Genomic DNA, 24,863 nt, shown 5'->3' with positions numbered 1-24,863 from the left:
TACCTGCTTTTTTGCAAGGTATCTGCTTTATTAGTATTAGTGCATTTCTACTGAACATGTGCCCAATCCTGACCTTAAAAAGTTGAACTGAACATTTGGATGATCTGAAAGCACAGACATCGGAACAGATACATCAGGAATTTTGTTAGAAATCATATAAGTCGTTAATCTTTGACCAAATGGATTATCATGAGCGCCTGCATGCCAGATTGAAACTTTATCAGCCTGCCATGTTTCCTTAGGACCAACAGTTACTGCCTGAGTTGGGATTGTTGGCGCATTTCCTCCGCAATGTAATCTTGAGTTTTGCGCAATCGTGATCGGGTGAAGATCAAGAACGCGAGTTGTTAGTTGCTTATATTCTTCAACTGTAGGCGGATTATCAATATATTTCCCTTCACGCATAGGCGGTTCATTAAATGCCCAGTGTTTTACATCACCCTGTCCACCCTGCATAATCGCACATTTTGCTTTTGTCCAGCTATTGATGTACTCAGCGGTATCTGCTTTTGCGAAATGGACGTTCTCATCTGGCATCACTAAATCTTTACGTATTCTGTTAAGACATAATGATTTGAATGCCCTTTTAAACGATAAGGGATGACTTTCAGGAACTTCCTTTCCATCGATTACCCACTCATCCATACACCAGAAGTGTGCATGTTTAAGTGACAGGCCCAATTCATTTACAAGCATTGCAACCAGGGGCAACTGCTCTGTCGGGCCGATTGGCCCGCAAATACCAACAGGATTAGCTGCAGTAGCTGATTTCCATGAGCTTATAAACTCAAGGGCTTCAGCCAGATAAAACTCTTCAATTGTATCATAAAAGACAACTTTGAAACCCGGTCTTGACATAGCGATCATTTCTTCAGGTGTCAAGGCTGCAATTTTATCTGTTACTTTCTGACCTAAATCCAGTGTGGTATAATCCCACCAACCCGGAGCAATAGAACTTTTCTTACGCATAATATAATTTTAAAATGGTTATTGTATTTTGTTGTTTGTTGTTTAGTACCTCGTTATTCAAACTTGTAATCTTTATTAGTTAGATAGCAGTCCCCAAGCTCTTTCAGAGGATCGAATCCATCTTCCGAAAATCCGAAATGGAGGTGCCTTCTCCATCCTTCTGCATGCTCAAACCGATTGGACATGGTTCCAACTGATAATGAAAAGTTTTCCATCGCCTGTATGTAGGAATTCATCTTCTGACTGTCTTCCAGCCAATTCTGCTGACTTTTATGGGCCTCCAGAGCTTTGCGCTTAGTGGCGTGAACAGCACTGGTATTAACAAAGATTTCAGGTATTACCTTCTTTCTAAGTGGATCTAAAAGGGAATGAGGCAAGGCATGGTAAACGGCACAGTTATAATTATTTACAGCAGAATGATCCGCAGCGAAATTAGGAACACCGCGAATAAAAGCAGCTGTTACCGCCAAACGACTGGTATTCATATGGTCTTCCATATAATCAGACGGCGAATGAGTTAAGATCACCGAGGGTTTAACCATACGGATAACTCCGGTTAATTTTCTGAGTAATTCAAGCCCATAGAAAATTTCAAAATCATTACATATCGGACCATGGAATTGTGCACCCAAAATATCTGCAGCATTTTGAGCCTCCTTCAACCTTATTTCGGTAGTAGTTAAAGAATCGTATTCTATACTCCCACAATTACCTGTTGAAAGATTCATATAATGGATCTCATAGCCCTGATTTTTTAACAAAACCAAAGTCCCGGCCATCATGAATTCAATGTCATCTGGATGTGCGGCTACTGCCAGCGCTGTCTTCTTCATTTACCCCTATCAAATAATATTATAATCTCACCGGTTTTCCAGTCGCAGCAGATTTGTCGGCAGCAAAAATGATCTCATGAGTTTTTATTCCGTCGCTTAAGCTTGTCAGAGGCATATCTACTCCTTCAAGCAGGCATTCAAAAAACTTATCAAACTGTGCCTGATAAGGGTGATCTGCAACATCACCTGTATCCAGCATTTTCATAGCCAATGAACTCCATAAATGATGGTCAGTCCCGAGTTTCTCAGAGTGAAACTTATCGTCCAGCAGACTTCCTTCGCTACCAAAAAGATGGGTATGGAAATAGTATGGTTGAATACAATCAATAATAGCTGAAGATTTACCAATCCTTCCATCCTTAAATTTGAAAATACTTACCCTACTGGTAGTATATTCATAAGCCTGGAAAATTGGGTTTTTAGATTGTGTTTCATAGCTGGTAACTTCCTCAACCTCAGTTCCCATGAATAAAAGCATAGCGTCCAATGCATGGCAACCGGCTGTAAGAATAGAACTACCGCCTTTATCCTTTTTAATGTTCCAGTGGTACTGACCATACCATGGACCAAGTCCGTGAAGATAATCAACCTCAGCATAATGAATATCTCCAATCAAACCAGTATCAACAAGTGCTTTAGTAACCATAAATTGATTGGAATAACGGCACTCAAAACAGATACAAACCTTTACTCCAGCCTTCTTAACTTCCGACTCAATAAGTAAACAATCCTCCCATGAAAGCGCCATTGGCTTCTCAAGAATAATGTGTTTGCCAGCTCTTGCAGCTGCAACTGCTTGAGCGGCATGCTGATCAGAGTAACTCGTGATCGACACAGCGTCGATACTCTTATCAGATAACATTGCGTTTAAATCAGTATAGGTTTTGATCGGAGATCCCCATTTTTCACTTTCTGCTGCATCATCATGCGGACGTGATGAATAAATAGCCGTAACCTGAGCATTTGGACTTTTATTGATAGCTGTTATGTGTGCAGTAGCAACCCAACTATACCCAATTATACCTACATTATACTTTTTCATAAATGCTTATTGTTTTAATAATTTGAAACTGTTGTTTTATTTAATTGATAATTTTAGAATGATTACTCTATGATTAATTCGCTTTTGCCAGCACACTTGCCAAAGTCACCGGAACGCCACCAAGTCGTTTACTTTCATCAGCCGCTTCCATAAATGCATAGATCTCCAGTGTTTCGGCCAGATCAACAGGAGATTTCAGGGTACGGAAAAATTCAGTTACCGGAACAAGTAATCGCCTGTAACCTTCAAATGTCCCAATTGTAGCTATCCCTTTTTCACCAAATGCAGTCCCCCCATATCCTCTGGTACCGGCCCGCAAACCTCTGAATACCCCAATCCGGCCACCCTCCCAGGTGCCAACAATAACATCTGCATCCTGAGTGTGAGTACGGGTTACCTGCTGGCAACCAGCGCCTCCCATTATCGTATATAGTGACTCCACACCATGAATCCCATACCAAAACATATCTGTGTGGGATGCCTGTAATGAGGCAGGGCTATAGGCCTCTGCACCGAGGACTTTACCCACCTTGCCATTTCGCACTTCCTGGGCCCCGCTAACATAGCGCAACGACGAGGAAGAGAAAATAGGCACATTGTATTTTTTTGCTGCGTTCAATATTTCGACCACATCTTTTAAATTCGCTGCTATTGGCTTATCTATAAACACTGGTTTTCCGGCTTTGAAAACAGGCAATAATTGCTCCATATGCGGCCTTCCGTCATTGGTTTCAAGCATCACAACATCCGACATAGCAAGCATCTCATCTACAGAATCAACAAGCTCAATTCCCCGTCCTTTAGCCTTTACGGCCCAGTCGGCCAGCATCTCAGCTTTGAATTCGACATCAGGATTACCTTTTGGGTGATAGATTGCAACAACCCGAAATCCACTGATATCCGCATCAACCACTTCCGCATTAAGCATTTCTGAAAAAGCCTCAGTATGTACTGATAGACCGATAATACCAATTCTGATCTTTCTTTGAGAAGTATCATTTGCAAATAACATTTGAGACATACTGGTCATTCCAATACCAATACCTGCTACCGCTGCGGTTCTAAGGAAATCACGACGTTGAATTCTATTTTTCATCGGTTTATTTATCATTTATTTTTGTCTGAAGGAGTATTTCAGGATTAAAAGAATCATTTCCGGTTCAATTCATGAATTTATAATATTTAATGAAAATCTGGTACAGCTTTCCATCTTTCAGGAAGGCTGTACCGGAATTCCATTACTATTTTAATCAGAATTATGGCTTTTTATCCCACCATAGTTTAGTGCTGTTTTTATCCCCACCAGCAAGTTCCGGCAGTGCTTGCGCAGCTTTCAGACCATCAGGATTACTGGTAACTTCTCCTTCAGCATACATAATTCTTCTAATCATCACATCTTTCGGAACATCGGGATTATCAGAATTTAATCTTGGTAAATATTTAGGATAGCCCGTTCTTCTCATTTCTGTCCATGCTTCCCATCCATTCGGAAACATTGCAATCCACTTTTGTGTGATAATTTGTTCCAATTGTCTTTCTAAAGACCCTGCTGATTCATACGCTACAGGGATATTACTAACTGCAGGGGTTTTATGAACATCGTTAATTGCAACAGGTATATTAGTGCTACTTAAATAGCTTGCAATTACTGCAGCTGAGGCAGATGCTACCTCCTGTAAAGAAGTTTCAATACCTTTTTCATACAAAGCCTTGGCAGTACCACCCATATTCCAGCCTGCAAGTGCTCCCTCTGCTCTTAAGAAATAAACTTCAGCTGCATTCATTACTAATAACGGAGGATTGGAACCACCTCTATCAGGACGCCACCACTTGATATCAATTTTTGAATGTGACTCATTTTGTGGGCCTCCACTCATATCCTCTACTTTTTGACCATTTCTAAGACCATGATACTGACGACCATCGTTACGAAGATCTCTAACTACAGGCTCCCAATAATGAGGAAGTCTTGGATCATTATAACCAACCAGAATACTCTCCATGGAGGTACTCATTCTCCAGTTATCAAAATTGGAGATATTTCCAAGCGGATTCAGGTTATTGATAGAAGTATAGACAAATGCATTCCCACTGTTGGCTAAGATTACACCATCAGCAACTGCCTTTTCTGCTTGAGTTTTAGCCAAAGCCGGATTGACATATTTAACGCGTAATGCCAAACGTAGTCTCAGGGAATTTGCCAAAGCCAGCCATTTGTTCACATCACCTTTGTAAATCAAATCATCAGCTGCAAATACCGTTTTTCCTGTATTTGCTTTCAAAACAACCACAGCCTCATCCAAAAGTTTGAAAAAGTCGGTGTAAATAGACTCCTGTGTATCATATTTTATTGAGACTTTACCTGATCCTACTTCACTGTACGGAACCGGGCCCCAATAGTCAGTAATTCTGTGATATGAATTTACTTTCCAGACTTTGATTACCGCATTAGGGAGTGCCAGTTGATTCTTAGCAGACAATTCTTCAATAAATGCTAAATCCTTGCCTACACCACTATAAAAGGCATTAAATGCGCCATTTGCCCAACTGGCAACATTCACATATCTGTCAGAGTTGAAACTCTGCCTGGTCAGTGCATAATATTGGGAGAACATATCAGCAAACAGGTTTTGTGTAACTTCGAAACTGGAAGTCATTGTTGTAAACTGAGCTCTTGCAAATACCTGCCCGATCTGAGCTGAGCCCAGTTTATCAGCAATAATTGCATCCGGCCGAGTATTTAATTCCTCGTAATTCTTAGTACAACTGTTCAGCGAAACAGCTGTTAAGATGAAGGTTAATATGTAGATAACCGATGTTAATCTAAATGATTTCATAATACTTATATTTTAATTATTAATTAAAAGTCCACACTTACATTAATTCCTAATGATCTTGTAGTAGGCGGGCCGAAACTACTATCACCCTGATTAGCAGCACTGGTGCCAACTACCATATCCGGGTCAATGTATTGTGCTTTATTATACAGGAAGAATACATTCCTGCCTGTTAAAGCAATATTCATCGGAACACCAAGAGTTTTCTTAGGTAAAGAATATCCAAAAACTACCTCTCTAAGTCGTGCATTTGATGCTGAAGATGTGTGAATTTCTCCAACCAAACCTGCAGATCTCCCACCGGTTGATTCCCAGAATCCCTGAACATTGATCGGTAATGTATTCGGAGTACCATCAACTCTAACGGCACCCGCAGTTGTGAAAAAGTCCTTTCCAAATACTAAATTTCCTTCTCTACCCACTGCAGTCTCCTTAGTAAGTCCTGCTGCTGCTAATTGGGAGTTAGTATAAGAAACTATTTCACCACCCTGACGAACGTCAATCAGGAAACTAAAATTAAATCTCTTGAAAGAAAGTGAGTTTTGAATACCACCTAACCAGTCAGGCTCAGAATTACCTGCATAAACAGTTTTTCCTGCAGTGTATCTTGGCTGTCCGCTATTTTCAACGATGATACGTCCCTGTGGATCTCTTGCAAATCCTCTGACATACATTTCACCCCAACGCTTTCCAGCCTCAACCCTGATTTCACGAAGGTCACCTGCCTGAAGGATAATTGCAGATCGGGTATCATGAATTTTCTGAACCACACCTACGTTACGTGAGAAATTAACGGCGATATCCCAGTTCAATCCATTTGGAGAAGAAACCGGACTGCCACTCAACATTAATTCTATACCCTTATTTTGTACATCACCACCATTGGTAAAGAAGCTGGAAGCTCCTGAAGCCGGAGGTAATGAAATTGAGAACAATTGATTGAAAGTGTTTGTTTTATAATATGTGAAATCCACTCCGAATCTGCCATTAAATAAGCGAACATCTGCTCCCAATTCCAATCCTTTAGTACGTTCTGGTTTAAGCTGAGCATTAGGTAATGTTCCACTTAAAGTAAGGAATCCATTATAACCACCTGCAGCAATACTTGCTGTACGATCCAACTGGAATGGTGAAGTATCACTACCTACTTCTGCATAAGAAGCTTTCAATTTAGCGAAGCTTACAAAAGAAGGCATATCAATCATATCTGATACGATGGTTGTTAAACCAACAGAAGGGTAAAAGTATGACCAGTTATCACGTGGAAGTGTTGAACTCCAGTCATTACGTCCGGTTACATCAAGATATACAACGCCCTTATAACCAATCTGACCAAAACCATATACTGAACTCATATCCCTTGGACTTCCTACATTATAAGAAGAAACAACCTGCTGGGTATTTGATAAAGCATAAAAGTTCGGAACAGTTAAACCAACACCGGTACTTGAACTGGTTGAAGAATTCCGGTTTAAACGAGTACTTGCACCTATATTTGCATTGTATTCAAAGTCACTCTTAAATGTGCCCTTATAAGAAACTAAAACGTCATTATCCCAACGGGTAGCATCGCTGGCACCCACTGAGTATGAACCCGTAACAGGCAATAAATTTACAAGGCCTCCCTGAAGGGTCTTTTCTGAACTGCCAAACGAGCGAATCAATGAAGATCTGACAAAAGCAGATAAATTTTTGCTGAAATCATATTTCAATGTTGAAAAGGCAGTTACCTGATCTTCAAAAGTATTATTTCTGATTTTTTCTACAATACCATATGCATTTCCGGGATCCAAATCGGCTACGTTCCAATAGTGACGGACCGGATAACCTGTAGCAGGGTCTGTGAATTCATATTTTCTGATATCCTCAGTACGTAAGTTACGCAGGATCTGATATCCATTCCACATTTGATTCTCATAGTTAATAAATGCGGGAATTGGATTTAGAATATTCTTCTTTATATATGAAAGTTTTGAATCAAGAGTCAACTTGTCTCCAAGTTTGTTGTTTAATCTCAAGTTGGCGTTATGCTGGCTAATATCATTATTACGCACTACACCATTTCCTTCAGTAAAAGTATAAGAAAAATAGGTCTGGTGCTTTTCGTTACCTGTTGATATCGCTAAGTTAGATGCAGATAATTTACCAGTCTGGAAAAAGTCCCGGATGTTATCCGGCTGTGGAAGGAATGCATATTCTTTAGGTCCTGTCCAATTTGGATCATTTGACCAGTGCTCCACCATTCTGCCATCCATTCTTGGGCCCCAGTTACGGGCAGATTGCTTTGCATATATACCATTTGTTCCCTGACCATACTCATTCTGATAATCAATCAGGATATTAGGCAGGTCAGCAGTGTAAGACTGATTAAAGCTAACCTTAAAACCGTCAGCTCCTTTTTTTGTATTGATTACAACAGCACCATTACTTGCAGATGAACCATACAATGCAGCAGCATTAGGTCCTTTAAGAACTGTAATACTTTCTACATCATCAGGATTGATGTTTGTGAAATTTCCGGGAACCCCATCCACAATATAAAGAGGCTCACTGGTTCCGCTGATGGAACGGTTACCTCTTAATATTAATCTGGAAGCACCGCCAACACCTTGAGTAGATGTTTGAAAGTTCAATCCTGCAACTTTACCTGCTAAGGAATTTGCCACGTTAAATTCACGGGCCTTTGACAGTGCCTCTGGGTTTACAGTTTGTACAGTATAGGTCAGGGTTTTCGATTCCCGCTCTATACCCAGAGCTGTAACAACAACTTCACTCAAAGATGTTGAAGATGACTCTAAAGTAATGTTGATCTGTGATTGATCATTTACAGCAACCTCTTTGGTTACATAGCCAATGTAAGTAATAACCAATGTTGAATTGGGGGGTACGCTTAAGGAATACTTTCCATCCAAATCTGTGGATGTTCCTATTGCTGATCCTTTTACTTTAACACTCACTCCGGGAAGAGTCTCTCCCTTCGTGTCAGAAACCACACCACTTATGTTGCGATTTTGGGCATTTGCATAGTACGACGTACTAAACAACACGAAAAATAGTAGTAAAATACTTCTCATAATTAATTATTGTTTAAGGTGAAATCAAATTTAACCTTCATATGAGCCTCAGTCCAGTACTTCTATTTATATTAATAATACTATATTACAAGAATGCTATTTATCAGATAAATAGCTGATTTATTACAATTATGGCTTTAAATCCATTATTGCTCTGTTTTACACCTTAAAATATATTTCGGGACACCGCTGTTCGACATGTTCTGCAAGGCATGTCGAATTTCAGATGATGCGGGTTTAAAACCCGCTTTTATCTGGAGTGCGGGATGCGCAGCTAACATCCCGAACAGCAGAGTTTTTACTCTCAGACTCGCGAAATCACCTAAACGAGTGGAAAGTAGATTTCGTTAGTCACATATCTGGGAGGCGACTGACGAACTTATCTTGCATGTCGCCTAAGTAAGTTCGTAAGTCCTCGCTCTTTCGAAAGCGAAGACGAACTTATCGTGCATTCTTTTATTTATAATCCAGCGGCTTTTTAGCCTTCTGAAACCCATTCATTCCGAACATTGTAGGTTCATATTTACCTACAAAATCTACATTGCTCTTCTCGGGTATATTTTTCTCCAGACCCACAGTCCAGTAGGACGCATTCACAACCAGGCGCCTCAAATCCTCATTGATAAAATCAATTGCAGCGCCCATGGTAGTTGTAAACACTCTGCCGTTTTTACCTGACTCACTTAAATAAGTTCTGGTCCAGGCAACCGGCATGATGGACCTTGTCCAGATACCCGATCCAGCAGGAAACACTCCCTCTGTTCCCTGTCCCCAAAGCAAAACCTTAGAATTTGATGGGAGACTTTTAATCCCGTATACCTCAGTTGTTGTCCAGATGTCATTGATTCCCTTCAGTATCGGATTGCCATCTGCAGCTTCCAGTCCGTTTATTAATCCCCGGGTGCCCTCCTTTCCACTGGCTCCGTGATGATTCACCCAGTTTTCTCCCAGTATACGCTTCCCAAATCCGCCTTCCCAGCCCTTCTGTACACTTTTAAATCCATACTTCGCATACTTATTATTCGGATTCCGGCTATAATGAAATGCATGTGTGGCAGTCCGCAAGCCAATTACCGGCTTCCCTGCTACAAAATAATTGTGGATGTGCTGCATCTGATCATCCGGCAGCTCTCTGAACCGGGTTGCAATGATCATCAGATCGGCTGTTGATAAAAATTGAAGACCCGGAATATTCTGATGAAAATTCGGATCAATAAACCCGGTTTCAGGATTAATGGCGAATAGTACAGTAGTCCGGAATCCATGATGTTCGGCTAAAATTTTGGCCAGCATTGGTAAGGACTCTTCTGAACGGTAGGCCTCATCCCCGCCAACAAGAACAATATATTTTCCATTAGATTGCCCTTCAGGGGGTGAAAAATGCAGCCAGGGACCTTCTTTTTGAGCAAAGGCTGAATGTATGGAAAGAAGTAGTATGCCTATTAAAGTATACTTAATCAGGATTGAAATTCTAGTAGAGTTTGATTGTGTATTCATTGTTGAGATGTGAGATGTGAGATATGAGATGTGAGATATGAGATATGAGAAACTAATTGTCCAATGAATATCAATGTCTTTGTTTTTTGTTCCTCGTTCATTGTTCCTTGTTATTTATCCTTTGTACCTTGATCCTTGTTCAATAATGCTAAATGCATAGTTAACATGGATTTAGTCTTGATTCCTGGCTCTTGGTTCTTGATTCTTGTTCTATTTTATTAAGCTCATTAATCTATTTCCGGAGTTTAAACGCAACCACATAATCTCCCTTATCAGCCCCTAATCTTGTTCCACCACATGCTACAACAACATATTGAACACCATTTACCATATAGGTACTTGGTGTTGCGTATCCAGCCGTTGGAAGATCTGCCTCCCATAACAGCTTTCCGTTTTGCTTATCAAACACCCTGAATTTGGCATCTTTGCTTGCAGCAATGAATAATAAACCACTCGCCGTAACTATCGGACCGCCATAATTCTCAGTCCCGGTCTTAATCCCCTGATCCTTATATTTTTTAACATCACCCAGTGGTACCTGCCATTTATGCAAGCCGGTATTCAGGTCGACTGCAGTCAGTATCCCCCATGGTGGTTTTATTCCGGGATCCCCATTGCTATCCAGAAATTTGCTGTAACCCTTTAGATCCCAGGGCTCAACGGCACCGAATACATTCTTTGCCGAAGCAAGCTTATCTTTTTCACTCTCTTCATCAAACAGATAGTTTGAGATTGCTTTCCTGTCCTCCTCCGAAATTTGAGGGAAGCCGGGCATCTTCCCCTGACCACTGCCAATAATCTCATGAACTTCAGATTTCTTCAGCTTGTTTTTGATAGTGCTAAGAGCCGGAAATCCACTTGCCGGATTTCCGAATTTATCCACACCATGGCAGGGGCTGCAATTTTGAACGTACATTGCCTGCCCGCGACTCATTTCCCCCAAGCCTGTGTTCGACTTTATGGTTACAATCCAGGGGACTTCATTAGAATTGACATATAAAATACCATCCTTATCTGCAGCTGCACCTCCCCATTCTGCACCACCATTCAATCCCGGGACAACCAGCGTAGGTTTATCACTCAAAGGCTGAAATATGCCTTTCACGGTTCCGCGGAATACCTGAAGTAAAGAATCATAATCGGGGGAAGCTGTATTCAGATCAGACTCAGTTATTAAATTCCTGGAGACTGGAGCAGGCATGACTGGAAGCGGTTGCGTAGGCCATGCCTCCTCTTCTGCAACCGGTGATTTTGGGACAGCCACTTCCCTGATAGGGAAAACAGGTTCCCCTGTTGCCCGGTCAAACACAAAAACATGACCGGATTTTGTGAATTGGGCAACTACATCAATGCTTTTACCATTTCTTTTGATGGTCATCAAATTCGGTGGGGAAGGAATATCCCTGTCCCATATATCATGTCTAACGAACTGGTAATGCCATATCCTCTTGCCTGTATTAACATCTAAAGCAAGAAGCGTACTGGAAAATAAGTTCGCCCCCTTTCTGCTTCCTCCAAAAAAATCGGGAGCCGCCGCTCCCGTCGGAGCATACACTATGCCCCGTTTATTATCAATTGCCATTCCTGTCCAATTGTTCGCTCCACCAACAATTCCCTTCTCATGAACATCAGCAGGCCAGGTATCATAGCCAAACTCCCCCGGTAAGGGTATGGTATGAAAAACCCAGGCTATCTTCCCCGTCCTGACATTGAATGCCTGGATAAAACCGGGGGCTGCTCCGGCACTTTCCATCATCACCGTTGGCATAATGAGCAGATCCTTGTAAATAGTGCCCGGTGTTCTCGACATTAAATACTTCTTTTCGAGAGCCTCGGGTTTCCCCAGGCCAGATTTCAAGCTTACCCGGCCATTGTTTCCAAATTCTTTTACAGGCTTACCTGTTTTTGCGTCGAGGGCATATAACCACTGATCATAACTGCATAAAATGCGCTTGTCTTCACCATCCTCCCAGTAAGTTACCCCACGGTTAACGAGAAACCTTTTAATAGTATCCGGATTAAACCGCCATTTCTCTTCACCGGTGGCCCCGTTCAGCGCAAATACATTGCCAGCCGCGGAGATCCCATATAAAACGCCCTTAATAATTATCGGATTACACTGAAAAACTCCTGAATCCAGCGTATTATATTGCCAGGCCACTTCAAGCCTGCTAACATTCGATCTATTGATCTGATCAAGTGAAGAATAGTGATTCATTTCTGGACCTCCAAGATATGCAGGCCAGTCTTCACTATTATCATTCTGGTTAGTAAATGCAAATATCCCAAATACAAAGAATAATGAAATACAGAGAAGTTGAAGCAATTTTTTCATACCAATATTTAAATTTTATTAGAGATGATACTTCTATTATATGTAGAATATACCAGACAGGGAGATATGAGAGGGAAGATTTAATCCCATGCCGTTTTACCTGTACAGATCATCTGCAAATGTCTGAAGCTTGTAAATCAAAAAAACACTGTTTTAATCTTCTTTCTGACTTAAAAGAAAGGAATTAATTCAAAAATAAGCTGGAGCAAGAGGACAAGCTGATACTTCCTTTTACATTAGTAATACTATTTTACAGAAACAGAATTGGATGAAGAATGAACTTATAGGAGATTATTTTCATAATTGTGGCTGAGGATATCGCTACTAGCTTACCCGAAATGTCACTATTTAACGAGAGTTCGATAGAAAATCATTCTGAGGGAAAATTTAGATTGATGATTTTCTATTGTTTTATAAAGCAGGGTCTATTTCTCTTCGGTACTGACAGTCCCGTGTTCTGCTGTAGTTTTTGCCTGGAAGTTCCTCTGAAGTATGAAAATCTACCTGGCAAAACGCTACAGCTGCCACCCGGGTTTATTTCAAAAGGCAAATGGTCCTTCTGCCGGGCTGGCCGTCCCGATGAAAAATAGCTCCGTGTAAAATAAACCTTGCCGAAGGTGGTATCTTCCGGCTATTCGTAATTTGAAATGGAACGCGATTTCTTGCCGGAAATACTCCGCAGGAAAGGGCTGAACTAAGCTATAACACAGAGGTTCTGCTTTCCAAAACCAATTATTTCGGCTGCAGAGCCTTATCAGATCAATAATAACCGTATTTTTCACCCTTCCTTATACCGAACTCACATTACTTAAATCGATTCCCATAATTGTTAAATTGAATTGTAAAAAATTAAATTGCTGTGTACCGGTACCGCACAAAATGAGTAGAAGTCAGGAACAGCATAAAAATTGACCGAAATTGACCGAAATTGACTGGTTGAGCGGTCATTAATCCGGTCCGGGTGGGTACCAACATTAGGTTTTGTTCGTACCTTCTTCGTACGTTGTTCGTACAACACCCCCTCCAGACCACCGCCAGGGCACTCTTATACGAACAAGGTACGAACTTGGACACTACTTGGTACGAAGATGGTGTTCAATTGTCTCTATCTGATTCTTCCCGATGGTACCCAGGGTCCGCGCAATATGTTCAAGATCTGACATCAATTACAATTGCTGTATAAATGTCAAAACTTAAAACAAGAAATACTCATATTCACTCATAAAGTATGAGTAAGGAAAAAAATCGCATGAGTAATTCACTCATATTTACTCAAAGGACTTTTAATTCAGCAGCGGCTTACCCTCAGTAATTATGGTAACCTGTACCCGTGGTTTAACTCCACTATTGGGTTCTGCACCAAAGGATATCTGATTTTCACCGGTTCTAAGCATCGGGACCTTACCCTGTATCTGAACATCTTTGATGAATTCGCCTTTAGGTCCGTAAAGCTTACAATCAGTTGCCGACTTAAATTCCAGATACATACCCGATTCCATGCTGACCGGGAACACAATTTTTTCAGTACCAATCATTATTGAAGGATTGACAATCGTAGTTGAAACGATAGGTAAAGCTTTCACCGGACCGATCAGCGTTTCAACCTGCTTACCCGCGGGAAGATTATTATACCATATTTGCAGTTTATCTACTTTATCGAATGCCACTTCATGGCGATAGGAATCATAAACATAAAAGCTGGCACTAGAATAGGGCGCGGGCCAACTATAATTACTGAACTCAGAAGACTCAATTTCCACCAGCTCAAAGTACTTCCAACCTGTAAAATCGATTTTAATATAGTGATCCCCACGGGCACCATGTGAAATATGATGCGGACTTTCGAGCCTCAAATTTAATAGCTGCCCATTGCCATCCCCTTTTATCCAAACACCCAAAGCCTTATTGTTTCTCAGATCCAGAATCGGCTCGAATTTCTTCTGCATATTAATCCAGGATGCATCCCTCGCTGATATACCCGTGCTTTGAGCAGTAAAAGAAATAGTCTGCTCACCTGTACCTGTCTTCTCAAAAGCAGGCTTTAATCCCCCGCTGATTCCCTTTGCTGTAGAATCCTGTTTAAATTCTGCAATGCCTGAGAAATCGGACAATACTATATTTTCCGGATCATCATACGATTTGACAGACATTAATGGTTCGATCCTCAACTGCAATGGCTGCGCTGCAAATTCATTTTTAACCTTCCAGCTTACAGAAGGATGGTCAAGACCTGAAACCTTATGCTTCTGATAACTCATTGGTTTGAACTTCCAGGTCCCATCGGCCGACTGAAACAGGGAGAAATCCTTCCCCGGGACTCTCAGTTGTTGCTTAATGTTCTCACTGAAATAATTCTTGTGGCGCAATTCTTCGTACTGCTTTATGATTGCATTCAGTCTCCTGAAAACCGGACTTTCATTCAGGGCTTTCTCATCAAAACCGCCCAGCATAGCCAGTCCGGCATTATTACCAATCATTTTGCAGCCGAGATATTCGATATCATCTGAGAATGTTGGTTCCACCTGGGGTGGATTCCAGGTCTGATGTGCCCACCAGCCCAACTGTAGAGGAAGTAAAAGTCCACCGTTTTCTGCAGGTGCAATTTTATTAATCTGAGCCACATTTCCCCGCCATAAACCATGCTCATACTCATCCGACTTAATGGAAGAGGAATGTATATCGATGAATCGTTTATAACCGCGTGTCGGACGGTCCCAGGCCTGCCACCTGGAACGATAGTGCCACCAATGATGTATCATGGAACTCATCTCCATGCCAACGGGTCGTTTTAAATTCTTAGCAACTTCAAATACGAATTTACCACCATAATACCAGAAATTTTCGGGCCCGTCAAGGATATCGCTCCCATCAATCGCGTCGAAATAAATCCCGTCGAAATTTGCCTGATCCACAATTTCAGCGGTTCTTTTAGCGATCTCACTGAATAAGGGTGTTTCTATTCCAGGTGCAAACCTTCCGAACATTTCCCTGAGGTGATATACTTTTTCATTCGCATTATGTGCGGATACTTTCGTCCCGTTTGCACCACGCTTAAGTCCGGTGAATTTATACGGGGCATTTTTCGTTATCCCATCAAATTCAATCAGCTCAGTCCCTACACGGATGGTGCGACTATTCCTGACAAAAAATCCCGTGATTAATGAAATGTCCGCAGTCGACTCCTTAACCTCAACTTCAGTATCCTCTGCACCGATTGATTTTGTAATGGTAAAAGAGTTGAAATAGCCTAAATCCTCTCGCGGGACTGGCGTTACATATTTTGAATTCTTATCAATGAAAAAGGCATAAGTATGAAAAATGGAAGATATACCCGCATCATGAAGGCGCTTATTGATCCGCTTGAAAGTATTCCATCCATCCGGCCATTTTTCAGGATCGAGTTCGAAATCCCCAAAGCGAAAAAATTTACCTCCTCCATGATTATCAATCTGTGTAAAACCCAGGCTTTCACACATTTTAATCCAATCATCTACGGTATCTTCAGTGAGTGTACCAAAATTCATCAGATAAGAGCCAAAACCTTCTTTCGACTGTTGTGCCCAGGCTCCACCGGCATTCGAATGTGGAATATCAGGTGCATTAATCATTACATCCCTTATCAGTGGAAGCATCTCTTTTTGAGGAACGCCCAAAACCGTCACTTTTGCCCCTTTCATCCCAAAACGCTCATAAGCTGTAGCTTTCAAATGAGATTGCAATGCCGGAAGCGCAAAAACATGAGTCTGTAAGTTCAGGGATAAAACACAAGCAGCAAAAGGTTCATAAGGCATTCCTTCCAGCTTAAGCGGAATATTAATGAAGGTCAGGGATTCTGCTGCCCCGCTTACCTCAAGCACTTCCAATTTGACACGATCTTTTTCAATGTCCACATGCAGTTCAGCGGTCAGGCCGGCAGTTTTAAATTCCAGTTTTAAAAGATTGCCTTTGAGCGAAACAGTACTAAGGGGAAATTCCCTGCCATCTTTTTTGATTGAGGCAAAATAAGAAGCTGATTTTTTATCGAGATAATCAATTTTGCTTGCCTTATCGATAAAACGCAGGTTCTTACCCCGTTCATCAATGGCATATTCGATTTTATCATTCTGAATAATGATATCGGAAGCAAATAAAGGATTTGCAGATTCAACTATAAACCCCAAGAAGGTGACCAGAAATGTTCTGAAAAAAGTGTTCAGCGTATGGATACGCACTGAATGTACAGTCGGGAGAAAGGAATACAAAATCCTAAACCTTGTATTCAGCAAGATTTCTGCAACCATAATAATTATTTTAAGACCTGATAATTGTCAATAATTAATCTGTCTGTCTCTGGCAATTACTTTCCAATGATCGCAAACTACCCCATCTTTTATAATTACCGCACGATCGTAAAGTGCTACTGTAGGGCAAATATGTATCGGGAGTGCATATAGAACATCTCCAATCTTAAAACTATGACCCTTATTTACCTCAATAACCAGATGTTCTTCACTCTGACCCATTGGCTTTAACTCAGGATGGTCCATAAAGTAAACCCTCTTTTGCAGATCGTTTTCTGAAGCAACCGACTTATGCCCAAGATCGATGCAGATTTTGTCTTCAGCCGGGAGTGAAATAACCCGTGTTAGCATAAGCGCTGCATACTGAAAGTCCTGCTCAGGCAGTGCATCATGATATCCCTTATCCCAGAAAATAAATGTTCCCGGGCAGCATTCTGTATTATGCTTTGATGAATGAATGGCAAATGTTGGGGTTCCACCCGCGACAAGCAGTGGTAAACTATATCCTTCGGACTGAATTTTATTGCGAAGTTCTTCAGCCTCCTTGAAGTCCCGGTTACAATGATCAATTCTTTCGGCAAGATCATAATCCCGGATATGGCCATCATAGGCATGAAAGCCTTTGAATTCAATGCCAGGGAGGTTTTCTAATTCTTTAAATAATTTATATGCGATTGCAGGTTTGATTCCTGTGCGATTCATCCCGACATTAAGGTCGATAAAGACCTGAATGGAGTCTGAAACAATTCCGGAGAACATACGGGCAGAATCGATATTATCCACTAAACAGGAATATTTTGTGGCAGGATATGCATCAATAAGCTTCAAAAGACGGAGAAATTTTGGCTTTACAGGCTGATAGGCAAGTATCACATCTTCAGCACCTGCCATTCCCAGCATTTCTGCTTCAGCTATGCTTGCAGCCTTAAACTTCCTGATCCCTGAATCCCGCATCATTTTGCAGACCTCAAGCATTTTATTGGTCTTAACATGGGGTCTGAGCTGTGCCGGATCTTTGACCATAGACAAAACCTTCCGGATATTATGCTCAACCCGATCCTTATAAACCACCAGTGCCGGAGAATCAATATTTTCTACATCTTTTATTGTGTACCAGTTCATCGGAAGATCTTTAAATCAGGCCCAGGCTTTTCTCAGGAAGCGCAACCAGTTTTTATAAAATATATTCTCAATATCTTCTGCCGAATATCCTCTCCGCTTTAACATCCCATTCAGCTTCTGCAAATCGGAAATATCTTCAAGATCATATGGCGATTGTTCCTTACCATATGCACCATCAAGATCACTTCCAATGGCAACGTTCAGGCTATTTCCTGCGAGCTGGCAAATATGATCATAATGATCAACGATCAGTTCGAGGTGCACATTTCTTTCTTTTGGATCATCTTTGCCTCGGACCCAGTTATCGGTCAGCATCCAGGTATCGAAAACTCCGCCAATCACAGCATTTCTTTCTATCAGAACTTTTATCTGATCATCTGTTAACTGCCTCTGGTTATCTACCAGTTTCCGGCAATTATGATGACTTGCCCATACGTGCCCCTTGTACATAGATGTTGCCTCATCAAAGCCCTTATCTGTTAAGTGAGTAACATCCAGGATCATATTCAAATTATCCATTTCTGCAACCAGCTCCTTCCCTGCGGCTGTAAGCCCTTCGGTCCTGCCGGTACCTGCGGCATACCTGCCGGGGCCATAATGTGCCGGACCACAAGCCCTCAGGCCATAGGCATATGCCTTTTCAAGATATGAAATATTGACGAATGAATCAGCGCCTTCAAGACTGAGAATATAGCCCACCGGTTTCCCCTGATCTGGAATGGTTTTATCAAACCAAAGTGCCAGATGGGCTTCCATCTGGGTCAGGTTTGTAATCTGTACCATTTCACCCTGATCTTCCATCGCACGATACCAGGCTAACTGAGCCTGGGAAATTCCCCAGGCAATTTCTGGAGAATTCCAGCCCGGAATAAGGCTGCCCTTTTCCACGTAACGGGCGATCTGCGTGGCTACCACCAGGCCAATCTTACCCTTGCGCAACTCAGGCAATGCTACTGTTCCAAGACCCCGATCAAGTTTATCTGTCATTCCCATCTCGCTGTCCCGGATCTCATAAACAGATTTTTTAAGATCCCGGTTCCATTCAATCGCATTCATTGACAGATCGAGATGGCAATCAAAAATAAATAGTGGTTCTTCAGTCATTTCTTTATTCTGAAAAGTAAGAGAAACATTTAAAAGCTAAATTTTCTTTACGTCGCAATTAAAAACCACATAGATACATATTTTTAGTGTGTTATATGTTAGGGCATAGTACATAAAGCCCGGAAGCCGGGCTTCTAACTATGTGAAATTCCTTTAGCGGTCTATATTTCACTCATATTTAAACAAAAAGACTATGTGTCTATGTGGTTAACCTATATTAACAATCGAATTGAGGTTAATACTAATATTACCGTCCCTGGCGAAATGCGATCGCATCGATCTCCACTTTAATGCCATGGCCTAAACCTGATTGTACAGTTGTACGTGCAGGCTTAACCTTTGTAAAATATGTTGCATAAACCGCATTGTAGCGATCAAAATCTTTAATATCACTCAAATGAACCGTACATTTCACAATATCGTCAAGGGTAAATCCTGCTGCTTCACAAATGCGCTTAACATTGTGAATAGTCAGATGTGTTTCTTCCTCAATAGTACCCAACACGAAAGTACTTGTTGTAAAATCTACCGCAGCCTGTCCGCTTACAAACAACCAGTCGCCTGCTGCCAAAACCCCTGCTGAATATGCTCCTGTTGTAAAACTTTTATCTGCCTTATCCGGATGTTGTATTTCTATTTTTTCCATTTTCTTTTTAGTTAATATTATTGATAAAATTGTTAATTAAATTGTATTGAACCGAAAAATTCCGGTCGGTGATAATCTGGTTCCGCAGTTTCAATGTTATTCCAGACCACAAAATGGGGTTCAGGAAGATCATCGCCGCATTTATAAAAGTTAGCACGGCATTTTTGGCCTTTCAGGGACTTGATCTGATGGAATTGAAAAGCGCTGAATGGAATTGACAGGGTCAAGTCCCAACCGATATTTGAATCCTTATTGCTTGCAGGTTTTATTGAGCTCCTGAACGCGATTGATTTGATCAGCTCATAACCCAACATGATACGATTAGCCCTGCCTTCGCCAAAACTGAGCAAACAGGTTCCTGCGCAATTGAACTCGAAATTATAGTATTCCTTTTCGTCACCGAAAGAGACGAAAAACTCCACACAACTGTCCTTATATACCGGATCATTCGGTTCTGAATAAATTGCCCGGATATGCTTCTCTTCTACGTAAAACTTCAGAAATACACCCTGGTCCCCATAAGCCATTGCAAAAGCAAGCTCAGGTTTATAGGGGTATGCTGCCCATGGCGTGATATTGATCAGTTCCTGATGAACATGATCCAGCTTTGCTGAAATTTCGTCTACCGCATTGATATCCTCAACATGGATATAAGGCATAGAAAGTGTTTTCATCAGTCTAATTTTAGTTTCATACTAAGTGTCTTTACCTTCTTTTTCTTCCTTCAGCTTCGCAAGCTTTCTTTTGACGATATCAAAAGGATATTTCATTGCCAGATTCCTGATTTCATAATTGAAATCAGCAAAGGTCTCTTCCCACAATTTTGATTCCTCAGGTGTATACTTATAAAAACCATGACCATTGGCAACTCCCTTTCCACCTGCCTTGACGATATCATCTATCAGTTTTGGTACATGGGTATCATTGCAAAGGGTAGGATTAAGATCCTTCATTACATTATGATAAGCAGGCACACCCGTCAGGTCCATCCATCCGAATACACCTACAAGAGTCATCCAGTAACCGGTATTATTGCGGCATGCCCTGTCAACGTCTTCAACAGTTGCGTACCCGTTTTCAACCAGATAAAAAGCCTCCCGGTACATGGCATACATTAAACGATTGCCGATAAACCCGCGGATGTCCTTTCTAACCAAAGTCGCTTCCTTGTTCCAGTAATTAGAAAGCTCGTAAAGGTATTCGCCTTTTTCAATATCGCTTTGATCGCCGCAGATCACCTCTAAAAACCGGGTGGTATGCGAAGGCTCAGCCCAGTGCAATCCGAAGAAACGATCAGGGTGTTTGGTCATCTTCTGCAGGATGCTGATTGGAATGGCGGAAGTATTACTGGTCATCAGTGCATCTTCAGCAATAACGGCTTCAATCTTACCATAAACTACCTTTTTAATTTCTTCGCTCTCAAGGGTACATTCGATAGCCAGTTTGCAGGGCTTAAGCGCTCCGTAATCTTCCGTAATAATCAGATTTTTAAAATAGAATTCCGGATCTTCATTAACTAATCCCTCCTCTTTTGCCTTGACAAAATGTTTGCGGATACGCGATTCGGCGGTGGTCATATCGATACTGATCGGAGCAATTGCCACTACAGGATGTCCGGCCATCAGCAGGCATGTGGTAATGCTGCAGCCCATCAGGCCCAGACCGATAACTCCTACCGGAATTTCATTTGTTTTAATTGACATATCTAGTTAAATATATTAATACCATTAAGAGCTAAAGAGTTTTCTCAGACAAAGATTTGATTATCAAGGAAATGTAACCACTTTACCAGTCCTGACAGATTCATCGCAGGCAAAGGCAATTCGCAGGCTGTTTACTGCGTCTTCCCCATGTGCGGTCAAATCAAGATCCTCAAGGATAGCCTTTAAAAAATACGCCTGTTCCCGGTTACAGAGTTCCTGATGATCAGGCTCGTCTTCCAGATTGATCCAGGTATCTTCTCTTGCGAAGAGCTCATCCTTGTTCAGATCGGCATGGTGAAAACGTATTGATTCAGTTTTTGTATGGGCTTCAATAGAAGAAGATTTTCCAGAAGCACCGGCTTCTTTAGCTACGATGGATACTGATCCTTTTGGTCCGACCACATCCTTTACAAAAAATGCAGTCTCACTCATCATTGGTCCCCAGCCTGCTTCATACCATCCTACGGAACCATCCTCAAAACGGATTTGTAACTGACCGTAATTGTAATTTCCGGCAGGTATTTCCTCAGTTAATCTTGCTCCGATGGCATAAACCTGTACCGGTTTTGAACGGGTCATCTGACACATTACATCTATATAATGAACCCCGCAATCCACGATCGGACTCAGGGAATTCATCAGATTGCGATGAAGAGTCCACATTGCACCATCACTCTGCTGGTTTAAATTCATCCTCATAACAAGTGGTTTACCCAATTCCCCGCTCAGTTCAATAAATTTTTCCCATGATGGATGATGACGCAGGATATAACCCACAACTAATTTCTTATTCGCCTTTTTACCCGCAGCTACTACACGTTCTGCACCTTCCACAGAATCGGCAACCGGTTTTTCGATAAAGACATGACAGCCCGCTTCGAAAGCCTGAACGGCATATTTCTCATGAGTATCAGGATAGGTAGAGATACAAACCGCATCCGGTTTTGTAGCCTTCATTGCCTCATCCATATCATCAAATAATGGATATTTATTTCCCATTTTAGCATTCAATAATTCCTTGGATTTACCTCGGGATATAAGTCCGACAATCTCAAACCCAGGATTTGTATGATATGCCATTGCATGCGAAGCACCCATGTTTCCACAGCCTAAGACAAGGACACGAATTGGTTTTTCTTGATTTTGCATATTAGATATTGTTCAATTTATAGGTTTTAAGGTATAGGTTTTATAATTTCTGCCCGGTTATTTTTTAACCACATAGAGACATAGACATTAGTTTTTGGGTAATAAATTAAAATACTCGTTTACATAGGTTTTTTGTCCTTCTTTAAAGATATTACTACAATTGAAGTTTATTAAAATACCTTTTGGAGATTTTAGTAGTTTCATATAGGTTAGAAGCTGCGCTTCAAACACACTAGTCATTTCCTGAACGGCTTTCAATTCAACCACCAGACATTTTTCAACAAATAAATCACACCTAAAATCAATTTCCAGTTCTATACTTTTATAAAGTACAGGAACTTTCATCTCTGTCAAAAAATTTATTCTTCTATGTATTAATTCTTCTTTTAAACATTGATGATAAACGCTTTCAAGCAAACCTCTTCCCATTATTTTATGAACTTCAATGGCCGCACCCACAACAACATAAGTCAATTCGTCCAAATATCTTTGCGTTATCATCTGTTGATTCACTAATACAAATCTATGTATCTATGTGGTTAAAAACCCTGTCAGCGTTCTATTATAAGTTACCTTTCTTTAGTTCGCTCACCGCATGATCACAAGCCCTTGCTGTGAAGGCCATATAAGTCAATGATGGATTCTGACAGGCGTTCGAAGTCATGAATGCACCATCGGTGACGAATACATTCTTCACATCATGCATTTGATTCCATTTGTTCAATACTGAGGTTTTGGGATCATGTCCCATGCGTGCAGTACCCATCTCATGGATCGCCATTCCAGGTATTGCTGGTCGGTCGAATGATTGAACATCTTTCATTCCAGCTGCTTCCAGGATCTCAGCAGCATCGTTTCTCATATCGATACGCATCTTTCGCTCGTTCTCTCCAAACTCGCAATCCACAGCCAGTAGAGGAAGTCCCCATTTATCCTTCTTTGTGCTATCCAGAAAAGCACGGTTCTTAAATTCCGGTAAATGTTCACCGAATGATCCCAGCCCCATGGTCCATGGCCCCGGTTCTGTCATTTCCTCTTTAAAATCCTGACCAAAGCCCATTTCAGGAATAGCGCGTTGCCAACCTGTACGGCTTGCACCTCCTCCGTAGTGGAAACCACGTAAATAATCCCGCTCAGGCTTATCACCGAGGTTGCGGTAACGCGGAATATAGACACCTATTGGGCGACGACCATAGTAATATTTATCATCAAAGCCCTCTGCCCGTCCTGATGCTCCAACATGAAAGTGATGATCCATCAGGTTATGACCCAGATGCCCACTGCTATTACCCAATCCATCAGGGAAGGTATCAGAAGTTGAATTCAGCAGGATTTGAGTAGTTCCCAGAGTTGAGGCGTTCATGAAGATCACCTTGGCAGAATATTCGATATGCTCATTGGTCTCCGAATCAATCACCATAACTCCTTTGGCCTTCCTTGTTTCTTTGTCATAAAGAACCTCACTCACAATTGAATAAGGACGAAGGGTCAGGTTACCAGTGGCCATTGCAGCGGGAAGGGTCGCCGATTGTGTACTGAAATAAGCCCCAAAAGGACATCCTCTGCTACAAAGGTTTCTATTTTGACAGGTACCTCTGCCATTATGAGGGACAGTCAGATTAGCCATCCGGTAAACGGTCATCATCCGTTCTTTGTTATAATGCTTTTCAATCCTTTCTTTTACTGCTTTTTCGACACAGTTCATCTCAAAAGGCGGAAGAAATATGCCATCAGGCAATTGAGCAAGTCCCTCGTTTTGTCCACTGATACCGGCAAAGCGCTCAACATAATCATACCATGGCGAGATATCCTTGTAACGAACAGGCCAGTCAACACCATAGCCATCCTTGGCATTAGCTGAAAAATCCATCTCACTTAAACGGAGACAACCACGCCCCCAGGTAAGGGATCTTCCACCTACGTGATACCCGCGATACCAGTCGAAGCGTTTTACTTCAGTATAAGGACAATCGACATCGTCTACCCAAAACTTAGCATTAAACTCGCTGTACTGTCCAGCACGGGTTTGAACCAAATGCCTGCTGCGTTCTTCAGGAGTAATCCTGCCACGGTGTTTGAATTCCCAGGGCTTCATTAAAGCGGTATCATAATCCTTAACATGCTCCACATTACGGCCACGCTCCAGCATCAATACTTTTAGTCCCTTTTCAGTCAATTCCTTAGCTGCCCAACCACCACTAATACCCGAACCAACTACAATTGCATCGTAGGTATTTTGCTTCTCTGCTTTTATATTAATATTCATCTGTCT

General features: G+C 41.5%; 17 protein-coding genes. All 17 read right to left on the bottom strand.

All coding sequences use genetic code 11. From position 1 onward, the window contains the following. Positions 1-36 precede the first annotated feature (36 nt). Entirely contained in the window at positions 37-969 is a 933-nt protein-coding gene (locus Q8S11_RS05805; RefSeq protein ID WP_305661134.1) for a hypothetical protein, read from the bottom strand. A gap of 53 nt (positions 970-1,022) precedes the next feature. Then, positions 1,023-1,802 carry a PIG-L deacetylase family protein gene (locus tag Q8S11_RS05800; RefSeq protein WP_305661133.1) on the bottom strand — a complete coding sequence of 260 codons (780 nt, stop codon included), beginning with the start codon at positions 1,800-1,802 and terminating at the stop codon, positions 1,023-1,025. A gap of 19 nt (positions 1,803-1,821) precedes the next feature. Further along, positions 1,822-2,844: a Gfo/Idh/MocA family protein gene (locus Q8S11_RS05795; protein WP_305661132.1), complete on the bottom strand. Its 1,023-nt coding sequence runs from the start codon at positions 2,842-2,844 to the stop codon at positions 1,822-1,824. Between the two features lie 73 nt (positions 2,845-2,917). Then, positions 2,918-3,940, bottom strand: a complete 1,023-nt coding sequence (locus Q8S11_RS05790) for a Gfo/Idh/MocA family protein (RefSeq protein WP_305661131.1) — start codon at positions 3,938-3,940, stop codon at positions 2,918-2,920. 160 nt (positions 3,941-4,100) lie between these two features. Further along, a complete protein-coding gene (locus Q8S11_RS05785) occupies positions 4,101-5,681 on the bottom strand; it encodes a SusD/RagB family nutrient-binding outer membrane lipoprotein (protein WP_305661130.1) in 1,581 nt (526 codons plus the stop codon). A 23-nt stretch (positions 5,682-5,704) separates the two neighbouring features. After that, positions 5,705-8,755 carry a SusC/RagA family TonB-linked outer membrane protein gene (locus tag Q8S11_RS05780; protein WP_305661129.1) on the bottom strand — a complete coding sequence of 1,017 codons (3,051 nt, stop codon included), beginning with the start codon at positions 8,753-8,755 and terminating at the stop codon, positions 5,705-5,707. A gap of 456 nt (positions 8,756-9,211) precedes the next feature. Further along, the gene (locus Q8S11_RS05775) at positions 9,212-10,252 is read right to left on the bottom strand and encodes a ThuA domain-containing protein (RefSeq protein ID WP_305661128.1); all 1,041 of its coding nucleotides are present in this window, start codon (positions 10,250-10,252) and stop codon (positions 9,212-9,214) included. A gap of 232 nt (positions 10,253-10,484) precedes the next feature. After that, a complete protein-coding gene (locus Q8S11_RS05770; protein WP_305661127.1) occupies positions 10,485-12,587 on the bottom strand; it encodes a PQQ-binding-like beta-propeller repeat protein in 2,103 nt (700 codons plus the stop codon). 1,283 nt (positions 12,588-13,870) lie between these two features. Beyond that, positions 13,871-16,867: a hypothetical protein gene (locus Q8S11_RS05765; RefSeq protein ID WP_305661126.1), complete on the bottom strand. Its 2,997-nt coding sequence runs from the start codon at positions 16,865-16,867 to the stop codon at positions 13,871-13,873. Between the two features lie 27 nt (positions 16,868-16,894). Then, the gene (locus Q8S11_RS05760; RefSeq protein ID WP_305661125.1) at positions 16,895-17,989 is read right to left on the bottom strand and encodes a D-TA family PLP-dependent enzyme; all 1,095 of its coding nucleotides are present in this window, start codon (positions 17,987-17,989) and stop codon (positions 16,895-16,897) included. Positions 17,990-18,004: 15 nt separating this feature from the next. Further along, the gene (locus Q8S11_RS05755; protein ID WP_305661124.1) at positions 18,005-19,093 is read right to left on the bottom strand and encodes a dipeptidase; all 1,089 of its coding nucleotides are present in this window, start codon (positions 19,091-19,093) and stop codon (positions 18,005-18,007) included. Between the two features lie 247 nt (positions 19,094-19,340). Next, the gene (locus Q8S11_RS05750; RefSeq protein ID WP_305661123.1) at positions 19,341-19,739 is read right to left on the bottom strand and encodes a RidA family protein; all 399 of its coding nucleotides are present in this window, start codon (positions 19,737-19,739) and stop codon (positions 19,341-19,343) included. Between the two features lie 32 nt (positions 19,740-19,771). Continuing rightward, the gene (locus Q8S11_RS05745; protein ID WP_305661122.1) at positions 19,772-20,413 is read right to left on the bottom strand and encodes a carbohydrate-binding family 9-like protein; all 642 of its coding nucleotides are present in this window, start codon (positions 20,411-20,413) and stop codon (positions 19,772-19,774) included. A 21-nt stretch (positions 20,414-20,434) separates the two neighbouring features. Continuing rightward, complete coding sequence (locus Q8S11_RS05740; RefSeq protein WP_305661121.1) at positions 20,435-21,442, bottom strand: 3-hydroxyacyl-CoA dehydrogenase family protein; 1,008 nt, start codon at positions 21,440-21,442, stop codon at positions 20,435-20,437. A 63-nt stretch (positions 21,443-21,505) separates the two neighbouring features. Beyond that, positions 21,506-22,591, bottom strand: a complete 1,086-nt coding sequence (locus Q8S11_RS05735; protein WP_305661120.1) for a Gfo/Idh/MocA family protein — start codon at positions 22,589-22,591, stop codon at positions 21,506-21,508. An 87-nt stretch (positions 22,592-22,678) separates the two neighbouring features. Further along, positions 22,679-23,092 (bottom strand): GxxExxY protein, encoded by a 414-nt coding sequence (locus Q8S11_RS05730; RefSeq protein ID WP_305661119.1) that lies wholly within the window; start codon positions 23,090-23,092, stop codon positions 22,679-22,681. A 61-nt stretch (positions 23,093-23,153) separates the two neighbouring features. Continuing rightward, a complete protein-coding gene (locus Q8S11_RS05725; protein ID WP_305661118.1) occupies positions 23,154-24,857 on the bottom strand; it encodes a GMC oxidoreductase in 1,704 nt (567 codons plus the stop codon). Positions 24,858-24,863: the final 6 nt, after the last annotated feature.

This window comes from Daejeonella sp. (assembly GCF_030695525.1).
GTDB lineage: Bacteria > Bacteroidota > Bacteroidia > Sphingobacteriales > Sphingobacteriaceae > Daejeonella.
The sequence above is the reverse complement of the archived record's forward strand: the minus strand, read 5'-3'. Positions and strand labels throughout refer to the sequence as shown.